The sequence below is a fragment of the Nostoc sp. genome (assembly GCF_036917235.1).
GTDB lineage: Bacteria > Cyanobacteriota > Cyanobacteriia > Cyanobacteriales > Nostocaceae > Nostoc.
On the sequence record NZ_JBALDU010000033.1, the window covers coordinates 174,891 to 187,395 of the forward strand.

Below are 12,505 nucleotides of genomic sequence, written 5' to 3' on the forward strand. Positions count from 1 at the left end.
TATTAATTATTCCTGCTCATCAGCATTGCCTTTTGAGAATGAGTGATGAAAATTTATAACTGTTTTTACGAAATTGTAATTAAATCCCTTAGTTTCACAATTCCTGCTTTGGTACAAATATTACGGCGTAACTACGTGATATTAACGTTACTCCTAGCTCTAAATTTCATCGCTGCTACTCCAGCAATGGCGGCGAATAAGTCTTTTGATTTGCTCAAGCAACCAGCTACAGAAATTACAATTAACTTGGGTAATTCAGCTAATGAACTCAAGTTTGAGCCAAATCATTTGGAATTTGAGGTTGGCAAACGCTATCAACTACGGCTTACTAATCCCAGCCAACTGAAGCACTATTTTACCGCTAAAGATTTTGCCGATGGCATCTGGACACAAAAAGTTGAAGCAGGGAAAGTAGAAATCAAAGGAGCCATTCACGAACTGGAACTCAAACCCGGTGCTGAAGCCGAATGGGTATTTGTCCCCCTAAAATCTGGTACTTATGGCTTACGTTGTACAATATCGGGACATACAGAAGCAGGTATGACTGGAGAGATTGCCATTAAAAATTAAAAATAATTGAGATGAATACAACATTTTATTAAATTCTCTGCGTACCTACCCTGCGGGAAGGCGTTCGCGTAGCGTCTCGTAGAGAAGCTTTTATGGGCTTAACTTTGCGCCCCTTTGCGTTTAAATTTGAAACCTCAATTCATCACAATTTTAAACCAAACTGTACTAACTCCCATAGTGTTAAATTATAGATATTATTTCTCAATTAATCTAGAGAAAGCATTCATACTTCAGCGTTAAAGCCACCAGTAATTATTAATTTCCCATGAACATTTTCAGTAACTTACTTTCTCAAGCTACTCAACCAGCACCAGCGAAAAAACAGCGCCGAGGAATTGAAATTAAATCGCCGCGTGAAATTGAAATCATGCGGCAATCATCGGCAATTGTAGCAACTGTCCTAAAAGAAATTGCCGAGCTTGTAAAGCCAGGTATGACCACGGCTGATTTGGATACTTATGCAGAAAAACGTATCCGCGAAATGGGTGCAACACCAAGTTTTAAAGGATATCACGGTTTTCCAGGTTCTATTTGCTCCAGCATTAATAATGAAGCAGTACATGGCATTCCTAGTCCCAAGAAAGTGATTCGCGTCGGGGATGTATTAAAAGTAGATACAGGCGCTTATTACCAAGGTTTTCATGGTGATTCTTGCATTTCAATTGCTGTCGGTGAAGTGACGCAAGAAGCTGCTAAATTAATTCGTGTAGCAGAAGAAGCTTTATATAAAGGCATTGAGCAAGTAAAGGCTGGTGTATACCTGCTTGACTTAGCTGGAGCAATTGAAGATCATGTGAAATCTAACGGTTTTAGTATAGTTGAAGAGTTTACTGGACACGGTGTCGGTCGTAACCTGCATGAAGAACCTTCAGTATTCAACTATCGTACTCGTGAGATGCCAAATGTTAAACTCCGGGCGGGGATGACGTTGGCAATTGAACCAATTTTAAACGCGGGTTCTAGACACACGCGGACATTATCTGACCGTTGGACAGCAGTCACTATGGATAATTCTTTGTCTGCTCAGTTTGAGCATACAGTTTTGGTGACAGAGACTGGTTATGAGATTTTGACTGACCGTTCTAAGGTGTAATTGTCAGTTGTAATTATCTGTTTTTAAGAGAGGTGAAGCGTCAAAATAGGGCGATTTTCCTCTTTATTTTTTTACAAAAATCGAAAGGCTCGGATATGTGACTTCTTAGAGAAATTATAAATATTGTAATCGTTTTTTAGTTTTGAATTATTTATCTGATCGCCGCATAGTTCGTTTTATAACTAAGAAGTATTTCTTTTGATTTAGGGATTGTAAAGAATAGTAATCAATTTTCGTAATTTTCGGAGTTTGTACTTTAATTTAAAATATTTACCATTGCTAAAAATTTTATGAAACTTTTAAATTTTGTAGGTTCTAGGTTATTGTCTTTGAGCGGTTTGCTATTGCTCGGTATGACGACTGCTACACCTCCAGCACAGGCGATATCATTGTTAGGATGTTCGCCTGGAAACGTTTGTATCTATCGAGGTGATCTTTACATCTTTGCATATCCTATTCCGGGTGATATCTATTACACCTACGGATTTCGCAGAATATACAATAAGATAGGTAATTATTACGTCAAGAATAACCAGACTGGAGGTGCTTCGGTCAAACTATGTACAGACTTGAATGGAGCCGTTTGTCCGACAACTATACCTGCGGGTGGTGAATTGTACGTCAATTTAACTCCTATTAATTCTATCAATCTTGTAAAATAGCTAATCGTTTTCAAATTGTTATTGGTTAAGGGTTACAGGTTCTACAGTCTGATAACAATTTGAAAATGATTTGACGATAATTTTGTACAAATAAATTAGCTTCTATTGCTAGTTTTTGGCTGACTCTAAGTTTGCTAAGGCTTTCTTTTCAATTAACACTCTTTGACTGATAGATTTATAATTAATTCGATAGTAAGCCAATTTCTTCTTTGCTCGCTCAGAAACTGATGTTTCATTAGGAATACTATCTAACAAGATTATTGCCTGATGCCATTTAGTTTCTGCTTGTTGCCAGACTTTTAGAGGATGCGGTGGCTTTTGAACCAAAGAAGCAGCCTCCATACCAAGTTTTTGAGCAGATTTAAAGTTGGTAATGGCACTTCCTTCTTGAGTTAAACTTAGACTTTGTTGTCTAATTTTCAAACTACCAAAAGTTAAGATTAATAAACTTGAGGTGATAATCAAAGCTGAACGTACTATCTTGGGTGTTGAAAACTTTGAGAATCTTCCTACTTTCTGGCTACTAATTGCTTCTTTACTACTTTCCTCTTCACTCTTTTTTAGAGCTTGTTCCGCCTGTAGACTTAAAGTATCACCTTGAATAATTAAAGCAGCAACTTGCTCTTGGAAATAATCACAATCATTGAGAATATCTGTCAATTCTTGAAATTTTCCCTCACTCGATATGATTAATTCGTGGTCATCATCTAACCACTCTAAAGCGAAACCAGATTTACCATAAAAAGCTGAGACACCTAATAAAATATTTAATAAGCTGCGACTATTTTTAATAGTATCAAAAATATAATTTAGTTTTTGCTGTAACTGTAATAGTTGTTTTTGAAAATCTCTAATTTTTTGAATTTGATGTCGTAAAATATTAGCTTTACCCAAGGTTAAGTCAATTTTTAAGCTATCATTAAGTGTTTGAAATTCATTTGATATACTTAAATTAATAATATCAGAATTTAGTTGATTTACTAATTGAATATCACTAAGAATATCAGTGGCTATTGCTTGTAAAAAATAATCCCATTCAATCCAAGCATCAATTTTTAATTGTAAATCAGCTAATGAAATTTTAGTTTCTGAATTTCCAAATTTTTCTGCGATCGCTGGATCGACTAATCCCAGACTAGGTATAAATAAAGTAGCTCCTGTGATTAATCGAGGAAGTGTAGCGATCGCAGAATTATTGCTCCGATCGAATCTCAATTCCTGAGCGATTAATTTGTTAATATTTCGTAGCTGTTCCTGAGCATTATTGATTAGGATAATTTGCTCCATGATTTGATTAGAATCGCCAATAGTCAGTTTTAGACTCTGAATCAGTGTTGGCAATTCACTAACAAGTATTTCTAGGTTAGCCATAAATCCCCCTTAGAGATTTGTCGAAAGTTTATACAAAACAATTAAAATGGCTTGAGTAAGAATATAACCATGCCTATTGCATCTGAGCATCCTAGTTGAGTCACAAATCCCAGAAGCTATAAAATGTATAGTTCCCGGAAATCCTGCTAAAGTAACAATTTCAGTTTCAAAATCCCAGATAAAGACAAAATTATCCATTCACTAACCTATGAATGAAGTTGATTTAGCATTTACCCCAGCACTAAAGTTGGCGCAATTAATTCGTCGCCGGGAAATATCACCGCTAGAGTTGGTAGAAATATATTTAGAAAGGATTGAGCAATTAAATCCCCAATTAGGAAGCTATTTTACGGTGACGGCAGAATTAGCGATCGCAGATGCCAAAGCCAAAACAGAATTATTGACAACTACCTCAGAACTACCGCCATTTTTTGGCGTGCCGATTTCCATTAAAGACCTCAATGCTGTAGCAGGTGTTACCTGTACTTATGGAAACCCGGCGTTACTGAACAATATCCCTAACTATGATGATGGGGTTGTAACGCGGATTAAGCAAGCTGGATTTACTATTCTTGGTAAAACAGCTACTTCCGAATTAGGTTCTTTTCCCTACAGTGAACCTATGGGTTTTACCCCAGCGAGAAATCCGTGGAATTTAGAATATACCCCTGGCGGTTCCAGTGGTGGCGCAGCAGCGGCGGTAGCAGCGGGATTGTGTGCGATCGCTCAAGGTTCTGATGGTGGTGGTTCAATTCGGGGGCCTGCTGCTTGTTGTGGTTTAGTGGGACTTAAACCATCTAGAGGCAGAGTGAGTAAAGCACCCGTAGGCGAACGCCTCGCTGGAATTGCGGTCAACGGGCCAATCGCCAGGACTGTTGCTGATGCTGCTGCCCTTTTGGATGCCATCTCTGGTTACATGACAGGCGATCCTTACTGGTTGCCAGATCCCGAACCATCATTTCTCGCCGCCACTCAGACAAAACTCGGTGCTTTACGAATTGCCTTTGACACTAGTATTTCTCCTTTGGGAGAAGCTGACGCTAACTGTCAGCAAGGTGTCCGCCAAACAGTCGAGTTGTTAGAAAAACTCGGCCACCACGTTGAACAAAAATCCCCAGATTTTAGTGGTTTAGTTGAACCATTTCAAATCGTTTGGCAAGCTGGAGTAGCGGCGGCGAGACTTCCTGCTGAAGCCTTGCAGCCATTGAATCGCTGGCTATTTGCACGTACAGGTTCCGTTGGAGAATACCTGCAAGCAGTTTCCCAAATGCAGGTAGTGGCACGTCAAATTGTGGCGTTTTTCGATACCGTGGATGTGCTGGTATTGCCAGTTTATCTACATTCACCTATCCGCGTTGGGGAATGGGCTTCGCTGAGTGCAGAAGAGACATTCCAAAATATTATTGAGTGGGTTGCCCCTTGTCCGCCTGCAAATGCAACTGGACAACCTGCGATCGCAATTCCTGTCGGCTTTGATAGTAAGGGTTTACCCATCAGTGTGCAGCTAATTGGTAAACCTGCCGCTGAAGCCACAATCATCAGCCTAGCAGCACAATTAGAAGCGGCTAACCCTTGGATTCATCATCGTCCAGCCTGGGCAATATCGAGCTAATCATGCAGGCATCCCTGGAACAACTTTCGCAAATTATTGTGTTTGCAAGTTTAGAAACAGTAGAGAAGATCGGTTTGCAACCTTACACTCAGGTACAAGGTTATCGCAAAGGAGAGATTATTCTCTATGAAGGCGATCGCTTACCAGCAAAACTCTACGCTGTTGTCAGTGGATCAATTCAAGTTACTAAAACAGCAACAACAGGGAAAGAAACGATTCTCCGTGCGTTAGCTGCTGGGGAGATTTTTGCGGCTCCTGCTTTGTTGGGAAATGGAATTTCTCCGGCAACTGTTACTGCTGAATCTGATTGTAAAATCCTCACTGTAGAGCGAGATGCTTTATTAAAAGCTATTGGCGAAAATCCTGAAATCGCCTTACGAATGCTGATGGTTTTTAACAGTCGGATTCAGCAATTACATGAAACAGTCCACGGATTAGTTTCTGAAAGGGCTATTGTTCGCCTTGCGAGATTAATTCAATATTTTGCTGCTGAATCGGGAACTGAATCTAGTCCACAAGGCGAGTGTTTAAAAGTCAAATTATCTTATTATCGGATGGCTCGAAGTAGCGGTATTACTTATGAAGAATGCGTGCGATTAATTAAAAGTCTCAAGTCAGTAATTGCTTATCGTCGGGGTGGGACGATTACCATCCTTGATGCTGATAAATTGGATGCGATCGCATCTGGAGATATCCATTAATAGGAGCGCACAAATGTGCGCCCTTACTATTTGGGGGACAGCAATTCAGACTGCTACAGCTGTTCTATCTTGTTCGCGTGCAGCAACAACTAAAACTAGACATAGAGCTGCAATCGCTTTTTGCCATTCTTGCCGAACTTGTGCATCTTCGACACCTTTAAATATCCCTATCAAGCGGGGAATAGAAGCTTCTAAAGCTAGACGAGGTACTGGACGGTGTAACTCAACTAAATGAGTTAAACTTTCTTGATTATGGACGAAACCAATTACCCACGTTGTTGTGTGATCGGGACTATCAGGAACCCGATTGACTCCTAACTCATTTTTTAGCCAGTTATAAAAAGGTGGTAATTCCTTAGCTAAAACCCCTCCTGCTGTGGGCAATGTTTTCCTAAGCAAATTGGTATCTAAACTGTTTAATGCTTGTTGCAATTCAGGTAAATTGAGAACTTCAGTTAAAGGTTGTGATAGTATTTCTTCCAACTGAGTTTCAGAAAAGTTTAAATTGTGAGCAAAAGCTGTTTGGAAATTGAGGATAGTGTTGGTCATTTGTGCGACCCTCTGAATTTGTCTTATCCTCAATTTCTCAGTAATTTATGATATTGTCTCTGAGGTAGCTCATAGAAGCAATATTACGTTAGCCAGTAGAATAATTGGCGTTGCTAAATTCAGGTATGAAAATGATTTTGCGTGATTTCAAAATTTTTGTAAAAACGTTACATTGCAACGCCTTTATACCCAGATCCATACATTTAATTAGCAACGCCGAATAATTAAGTTGCCCGATCAATTTTTTGCACTTCTTCGTCAGATAGTTTCACGTTGATAGCACGTATTGAGTCTTCAATGCTGGAAACCTTGCTAGCACCAGGAATTGGCAAAATAGCGGGTGATTTGGAACGCAACCACGCTAAGACGATATTATACACTGACACGCCTTTTTCTTTAGCTAACTTAGCGATCGCAGAAATATCCTGCAAATCCTGATGGCGACGCCTACCACCAAATGGACTCCAAGGTAAAAAAGTCAATCCTTGCTGTTCGCAATATTTTAATACGCCATCATTTTCTGGCTGTCGTTGCCAAGGGCTGTATTGATTCTGCACTGAGACAATATCCACCACATCGCGCGCCCGCTTAATTTGTTCAACGGAAAAGTTAGAAACTCCCACAAACCGAATTAAACCAGCTTCCACTGCTTCTTTAACTGGTGTAAGAGATTCTTCAATAGTGTAATTAGTATCAGGAGAATGGTATTGCCAAACATCGATGGGTTTAGTACCACCCAACGCTTCAAAACTGACTCGAATTGTTTGGCGCAAATGTTCTGGGTTGCCGTTGCTTGTCCAGTTGCCATCGGGACGCATCAAACCACCCTTGGTTGCCACAATTACTTGGCTAACATCGCCTTTGTAACTACTAAGTGCCTTGTGAATTAGCTGCTCATTGTGGTGTTTGTCTGATTCATCTTTGCAGTAAGAATCGGCAGTGTCAATAAATGTGATACCCAAATCCAAGGCACGATGAATAACTTGGATTGATTGCGATTCAGGAGGACGATTAGCAATTGACATGGGCATACCACCCAAACCAATCGCACTTACAAAAACACCAGTTTTTCCTAGTTGTTTGGTTTCCATGCTTTTAGTTATAGCTTTCTACACCAATTATCTATCAGTTCGTTATTCATTAGAAATCCTCCCTAGTACTTAGACTTGAGGATAAGTGAATGTAATTTTTATTTCTGCTAGGTGTGAGAATATCTCATTATTTGACAGACAACCGTCGTTGCCCTAATAATTAGTACTAACATAAAATTTGGTATTTAATTTTATTTAAGTCATGTTTGATTGCACTTTTGGTGAATTTAATTCTTATTCACGCTTGCTAATATTTAGAGCCGTTTGCCACCTTAGTAGAGGAGGAATAGTTGCAATCGAATAGAGTACTTATTAATATTTACGCCCTGAAAACGGACGTAAATATCATTAAGTTATTCTGGTGAATAATTTATTTTCTCTAGATTTTCTAATAAATTTAGAGAAAATAATTAATAGCCCTCTATAGTATAACCAGCAGATTGAACCATCTGTTTAATTGACTCTTCAGAAGCCGCAGCATCTACAGTTACAGTTTTAGTATCAACATTTACATCTACTTTGGCATCAGATTCCATAGTCAGAATAGATTTAGTTATTTTTTTGGCGCACTCATCACCTTTAATATCTGGAACTTTCAGTTGAATTGCCATTACTTACCTCATTACGTAAACGGAAAATTACCTTTAATAAATATAATATCGATTTTAAGAGTGAGCGCACATCTTACTTGAGTTAGGTAATTGAACATTACAAAAATAGTAACAACTAATAGTTATATCTAAATCATTATTGACAAATTATTTAGGCAGCAAAACCAAAATAAAATACCAAAATATATAAAGTTATTTATGAAAATGCACTTAGTGCTACTAACTTATAAAAAGCCGCTTGTGTAGGTTATTCTGAAGACTCCACCAGACATTCCCTCTGTTTTTCTAGGCGTTACTGTTCGACGTAGTTGTTCTTATAGCATTGCCCGATCTGACAAGCGTCTATGCGTAATTAACGAAACCTTTTTATCTGTAGTTTTTAATTTATTGTATGCTTCAGGTACTTTTGCCCAACATTTGCAGTACATATAAATTAAAAAAACAGCTATCTTGGGGCATAAATATACTGTGGGTTCCCAACAAAGACTTTCAGCGACACAATTATGATAAGAATGTTAGACGCTGCTAATTTGGGTATTTAAGCTAGAGAACGATTCCTGAAATGTACCAGTAGTTGAAATGCGATCGCTAGAAGGAACGAAAAAATTAGCATTTCTTGTTTGATTTATTTTCCAATCTTTATGACCAACTATGATCCTCGAAGTAAAACTCGCTAACGCTTCTCTAGGAGACGCTACGCGTAGCTTGCTTACGCTATCGGTGGCACAACTTCAGGATGCTGAAGTCATCTTACTCATCAACACAACCTAGTAAACTACAAATACCCATTTTGTCAGTTTGTCTAATTAAGCTATGTTTGGTAAATAAAGTAAGTAGCCTAAATAATCGGCTGTTATTCCACACTTGACATAAAGCATTGTGAGTGCAAAACGTCTGCCAGAAACCACTGCCCATGTCAGAATTACCCGCCAATCCTGGCAACACGGCTTCCTAGAAGGCGAAGTGAATGCGGGTGAGTTTGAGTGGCATTTCCAGTGGCATTTTCGCCGGGGAGAACTTGCCGTCAAGCCTTCCCAAGGCCGCGCCTTAATCAAAGAACCCCTCGGTCGATTTTTGGAGCAACAAGATTATCAGCTAGAGCCTGGAGGAGACTATGCTTTTACGATTCGGGCGGAACTTTAAAAGCTTGGAGTTTGGAGTTTGGAGTTAACGATCTAATTCCTCACTCCTGACTGCTTAGTGTTGATTCCGTGAGGCGATTTAAGTATCTTTCGATTAAGAGGATGGCAACGATGTCATCTATGGGTCTTGGAGGCTGTCGTAGACCCTGTGGCAATAGCTTGATTAGCCCTTTGGGTGGGAACATTTGCCAATAGCGATCGCGTGCTTCTAAGGTTGTGTACCGCTCATCCACTAAAATAATACTCAGGGGTTCTGTCAATTCTTGATATAACTGCTGTCTCCACTGTTTGGCTGTAGTTTGGTCGCCCATGACCATCAAAGAGATCGGAAACCTTTGACGCAGTGTCTCAATGGTAGCGATCGCCTCTTTTGCTAGCACGACTTGATGATAATACAGTTGCCGATCCAGTCCCATCACCGCTAAACCACACTTATCTCGACCTGGATCAAACCCCAATATGACTGGTTGCGTTGCTGAAAATTCACGGAAATTCATAATAAATTAAAAATTAAAAATTAGAAATGTACCCTTACAGGGATCTTGCCATGCGTAGTGTCTGCTAAATAAAAATGCAGCTACAGCAACTATTCTGGCTATTGTTCAATATGTTTAAATCTTACTAATAACAGCGTGCAAATAATTTTTTAAGTACTAAAAATAATTTTTCCGTTGACTATTGCCACCAATTTTACTCTCAATGGCCCGGCTGTATAAGTATCCTCTGCTGCGATCGCTTTGATCTCCAAGGGTTGATTATACTGTCTTAGTTGGCTGACAAAGCGCAGAAAAGTCCCCTCTACTTGCACATTTTCGACAATTCCAGCATTACGGGCACGAAATTGGGAAGCAGAAATTAGTATTTCTAGCCGCTGCTGTAACTGATAAGATGTCATGGTTTTGGAATCAGCACTAGTCGTGGCTAGCACCGCGCCTCCCGAAAAAACTAGTTGATTCTGGGCTGTATCCGCGAAAAATTCTATCTGCTTTTCTCCCCTGACGTAATTACCAGCAGAGAAAATTCGCACGACGTATTCTTTACCATCGCCAATCTGCTTGCTTAATTGATCGACCCTATCCTGGGTCACACGCAGTAACTCTACATTGGCCGGATTTGCACCAGGCTCACTTAATTCCAGGTTGGCGTTGCGATTCGCCTCTTGTAAAAGTTGTATCACTGCCTGACGGGCAGCAGCAGGTTGGGTAACACGAATTACAGCAGCAGACAGAACTTGACCACGAACTAAGGCTAGCTTACCCAGACGCAGGTCGCGGTAGGACTGATAATATTTTTCCAGCCTTGCAACTTCCTGTTCTAGTTGCTCCTGTTGTGCTTCCAACTCTTTGAGGCGAGATTCGCGCTTGACAATCACTTGCTCTCGTGCTGCAACTTCTACATTACGTTTTTGAATTAGTTGATCCAGTTGGGAAATTTTTTGATCGCGCTGTTCTATAGCTTCTTGACGGTTAGCAAGTTCGCGATCGCGTTTTTCAATTGCTGTTTTGGCTTCGTCAATGGCTTTTTTCGCTTCCGCGTAAAGTCTTTGGCGTTCTGTCTTCAGTAGTTCAACTGCCGCCTGTAGTTCCTTTCTCTGATTGGAAACGCTTTGCAACTGAGTTATGGCTTTTTGGTACTGAGTTACAACTTGTCCTAGCTGACCTTGAGTGCGTTGCAGTTGAGTTTGAGTTTGGGCTTGTTGACTAATGGTGCGGTTTAACTGAGCTTGTGTTTGGAGTTGTTTGGCATTCGCCGCCTGCAAGGATTTATTAATTGCCTGCAAGTCTTGTTGTGCTTTTGTTTGGGCAATTCTGGCTTGATTTAGCTCACTTTCTACCTGACTTTTCTGAGTTTCTGCGGTTTTTAGCTGTTCCCGCTTCTGTCTGAGGTCTGTTTGAATATCTTCTAACTCAAAGACTCCTTTTCGTAAGCCTTCGTCGGCAGCGAATAAAATCCCTAAAGTTGATGCTGAAATTAAACCACCAGTAAAAATTGTTACTAGTACGGCAGTGTTTTTCGGACGAAGCTTAAAAAGTGAGAGGCGGGCTTTGCCAACTCGTGTGCCGATGCGATCGCCAACGGTGGCAATTACGCCTCCCAGAATCAAAATTGCTGCGATGAGGATGTATCCGGTGGTCATCTTTAGCTACCGAAATCCTTCCAGATACAGCCTACTACTTTTAAGTATTCTCTGGAAAGAAGTGGAAATTGGCAATAGCTGAAATTATTCAATTTTAGATTTACCTCTAGCTATTAGTGTCATTTTTCAAAATAGAACACGCGCCGATTCCCCTTTCTCCAATTGTTTTTATGTGAACTGCCTACTTAAGGTAACAGGTTTATGCACAGTAATCTTCTTTTTGTGGATGGAAATCATCTTTTTCTCACGCAAATCTCCCAGTAGCCTAGTAACGGTAACACGAGTTGAACCAATTGCCTCTGCGATCGCTTGATGAGATAATTTCAAATCAATAGTGATCCCATCTGCACAAGGAACGCCAAAATCCCGACAAAGAATTAATAAAAAACTCACCAACCTAGAACCCATATCTCGGTGGGCGAGAGTTTCAATCATCATCTCCGTTTGCAAAATTCGCGAAGACAGACCTCGCAGCATTAACATTGATAATTCTGGATTTTCCTTGAGTGCTTGTTCCACTTGTTCAATTGGAGCTGACAGTAATTCCGCAGGCGTAAATGCAACCGCATGGTAAAACCGATCCGACTTATTTCCTGTCAGCAATGACAATACACCAAAAACACTATTTTCCCGCAGCAACGCTACCGTTATTTCCTCTCCTGCCTCGTACACCCTGGAAAGTTTTACAGCACCTTTCAAAAGAAAATAAACTCGTTCGGCAGGATCGCCAGGAAAAAAGATCGTTTTATTGCGTTCAAACGTTTCCACAACTGGCGGAAACGCCCCGGTCGCCATCTGACGAAATACATTTGCTAGGGCTTTATCTTGTGTCACGATCATCTCCCTTCCCCTACCCAATGCCGGAAAAACAAAAACTGATTACCTAAGAATACACCCGAAAAATGAATAAAGCACCGTCAACCTTTCTGTACTTTCCTATACTCAAACTAATCTCTTCATAACTCT

13 protein-coding genes are annotated in these 12,505 nt (G+C 40.1%); 6 read left to right on the top strand and 7 right to left on the bottom strand.

Annotated elements, in window-relative coordinates; translation table 11 throughout:
• The first annotated feature begins 45 nt into the window (after nucleotides 1–45).
• The 3 genes from V7K44_RS11155 to V7K44_RS11165 all read left to right on the top strand — a co-directional run bounded on the left by V7K44_RS11155 (nucleotide 46) and on the right by V7K44_RS11165 (nucleotide 2,325).
• Nucleotides 46–570 carry a cupredoxin domain-containing protein gene (locus V7K44_RS11155; RefSeq protein WP_334931357.1) on the top strand — a complete coding sequence of 175 codons (525 nt, stop codon included), beginning with the start codon at nucleotides 46–48 and terminating at the stop codon, nucleotides 568–570.
• Between the two features lie 265 nt (nucleotides 571–835).
• Nucleotides 836–1,663: a type I methionyl aminopeptidase gene (gene map, locus V7K44_RS11160; protein ID WP_334931359.1), complete on the top strand. Its 828-nt coding sequence runs from the start codon at nucleotides 836–838 to the stop codon at nucleotides 1,661–1,663.
• 353 nt (nucleotides 1,664–2,016) lie between these two features.
• Entirely contained in the window at nucleotides 2,017–2,325 is a 309-nt protein-coding gene (locus tag V7K44_RS11165) for a hypothetical protein (protein ID WP_334931361.1), read from the top strand.
• Nucleotides 2,326–2,433: 108 nt separating this feature from the next.
• Here the strand turns inward: V7K44_RS11165 and V7K44_RS11170 are convergent, their stop codons facing one another.
• Complete coding sequence (locus V7K44_RS11170; RefSeq protein ID WP_334931363.1) at nucleotides 2,434–3,696, bottom strand: hypothetical protein; 1,263 nt, start codon at nucleotides 3,694–3,696, stop codon at nucleotides 2,434–2,436.
• Between the two features lie 208 nt (nucleotides 3,697–3,904).
• On the opposite strand from V7K44_RS11170, the gene V7K44_RS11175 reads away from it, so the two are divergent.
• Together V7K44_RS11175 and V7K44_RS11180 are read left to right on the top strand one after the other, a co-directional pair.
• Nucleotides 3,905–5,308, top strand: a complete 1,404-nt coding sequence (locus V7K44_RS11175) for an amidase (RefSeq protein ID WP_334931365.1) — start codon at nucleotides 3,905–3,907, stop codon at nucleotides 5,306–5,308.
• Between the two features lie 2 nt (nucleotides 5,309–5,310).
• Nucleotides 5,311–6,009 carry a Crp/Fnr family transcriptional regulator gene (locus tag V7K44_RS11180; RefSeq protein ID WP_334931367.1) on the top strand — a complete coding sequence of 233 codons (699 nt, stop codon included), beginning with the start codon at nucleotides 5,311–5,313 and terminating at the stop codon, nucleotides 6,007–6,009.
• Between the two features lie 45 nt (nucleotides 6,010–6,054).
• Here V7K44_RS11180 and V7K44_RS11185 read toward each other — a convergent pair whose 3' ends face one another.
• From V7K44_RS11185 to V7K44_RS11195, 3 genes are all read right to left on the bottom strand, one after another.
• Nucleotides 6,055–6,558 carry a hypothetical protein gene (locus V7K44_RS11185; protein ID WP_334931369.1) on the bottom strand — a complete coding sequence of 168 codons (504 nt, stop codon included), beginning with the start codon at nucleotides 6,556–6,558 and terminating at the stop codon, nucleotides 6,055–6,057.
• 224 nt (nucleotides 6,559–6,782) lie between these two features.
• Nucleotides 6,783–7,649 carry an aldo/keto reductase gene (locus V7K44_RS11190; protein WP_334931371.1) on the bottom strand — a complete coding sequence of 289 codons (867 nt, stop codon included), beginning with the start codon at nucleotides 7,647–7,649 and terminating at the stop codon, nucleotides 6,783–6,785.
• Between the two features lie 410 nt (nucleotides 7,650–8,059).
• Nucleotides 8,060–8,260 carry a heavy-metal-associated domain-containing protein gene (locus V7K44_RS11195; RefSeq protein WP_099104264.1) on the bottom strand — a complete coding sequence of 67 codons (201 nt, stop codon included), beginning with the start codon at nucleotides 8,258–8,260 and terminating at the stop codon, nucleotides 8,060–8,062.
• 879 nt (nucleotides 8,261–9,139) lie between these two features.
• Between V7K44_RS11195 and V7K44_RS11200 the strand changes: the two genes are divergently transcribed.
• Nucleotides 9,140–9,403, top strand: coding sequence for a DUF3146 family protein (locus V7K44_RS11200; RefSeq protein ID WP_094347376.1), 264 nt, complete (start codon nucleotides 9,140–9,142; stop codon nucleotides 9,401–9,403).
• A 40-nt stretch (nucleotides 9,404–9,443) separates the two neighbouring features.
• Here V7K44_RS11200 and V7K44_RS11205 read toward each other — a convergent pair whose 3' ends face one another.
• The 3 genes from V7K44_RS11205 to ntcA form a co-directional block, all read right to left on the bottom strand.
• Nucleotides 9,444–9,899, bottom strand: a complete 456-nt coding sequence (locus V7K44_RS11205; protein WP_334931373.1) for a resolvase — start codon at nucleotides 9,897–9,899, stop codon at nucleotides 9,444–9,446.
• A gap of 149 nt (nucleotides 9,900–10,048) precedes the next feature.
• Nucleotides 10,049–11,539 carry a DUF3084 domain-containing protein gene (locus V7K44_RS11210; protein ID WP_334931375.1) on the bottom strand — a complete coding sequence of 497 codons (1,491 nt, stop codon included), beginning with the start codon at nucleotides 11,537–11,539 and terminating at the stop codon, nucleotides 10,049–10,051.
• Nucleotides 11,540–11,707: 168 nt separating this feature from the next.
• Nucleotides 11,708–12,379 carry a global nitrogen regulator NtcA gene (ntcA, locus tag V7K44_RS11215; protein WP_017652326.1) on the bottom strand — a complete coding sequence of 224 codons (672 nt, stop codon included), beginning with the start codon at nucleotides 12,377–12,379 and terminating at the stop codon, nucleotides 11,708–11,710.
• Nucleotides 12,380–12,505 lie beyond the last annotated feature (126 nt).

Bases quoted from the DNA above. Each gene is read 5' to 3' on its own strand.
- map (WP_334931359.1), top strand. From the start codon at position 836: ATGAACATTTTCAGTAACTTACTTTCTCAAGCTACTCAACCAGCACCA.
- V7K44_RS11165 (WP_334931361.1), top strand. From the start codon at position 2,017: ATGACGACTGCTACACCTCCAGCACAGGCGATATCATTGTTAGGATGT.
- V7K44_RS11210 (WP_334931375.1), bottom strand. From the start codon at position 11,539: ATGACCACCGGATACATCCTCATCGCAGCAATTTTGATTCTGGGAGGC.
- V7K44_RS11190 (WP_334931371.1), bottom strand. From the start codon at position 7,649: ATGGAAACCAAACAACTAGGAAAAACTGGTGTTTTTGTAAGTGCGATT.
- V7K44_RS11195 (WP_099104264.1), bottom strand. From the start codon at position 8,260: ATGGCAATTCAACTGAAAGTTCCAGATATTAAAGGTGATGAGTGCGCC.
- V7K44_RS11170 (WP_334931363.1), bottom strand. From the start codon at position 3,696: ATGGCTAACCTAGAAATACTTGTTAGTGAATTGCCAACACTGATTCAG.
- V7K44_RS11205 (WP_334931373.1), bottom strand. From the start codon at position 9,899: ATGAATTTCCGTGAATTTTCAGCAACGCAACCAGTCATATTGGGGTTT.
- ntcA (WP_017652326.1), bottom strand. From the start codon at position 12,379: ATGATCGTGACACAAGATAAAGCCCTAGCAAATGTATTTCGTCAGATG.
- V7K44_RS11175 (WP_334931365.1), top strand. From the start codon at position 3,905: ATGAATGAAGTTGATTTAGCATTTACCCCAGCACTAAAGTTGGCGCAA.
- V7K44_RS11155 (WP_334931357.1), top strand. From the start codon at position 46: ATGAAAATTTATAACTGTTTTTACGAAATTGTAATTAAATCCCTTAGT.
- V7K44_RS11185 (WP_334931369.1), bottom strand. From the start codon at position 6,558: ATGACCAACACTATCCTCAATTTCCAAACAGCTTTTGCTCACAATTTA.
- V7K44_RS11180 (WP_334931367.1), top strand. From the start codon at position 5,311: ATGCAGGCATCCCTGGAACAACTTTCGCAAATTATTGTGTTTGCAAGT.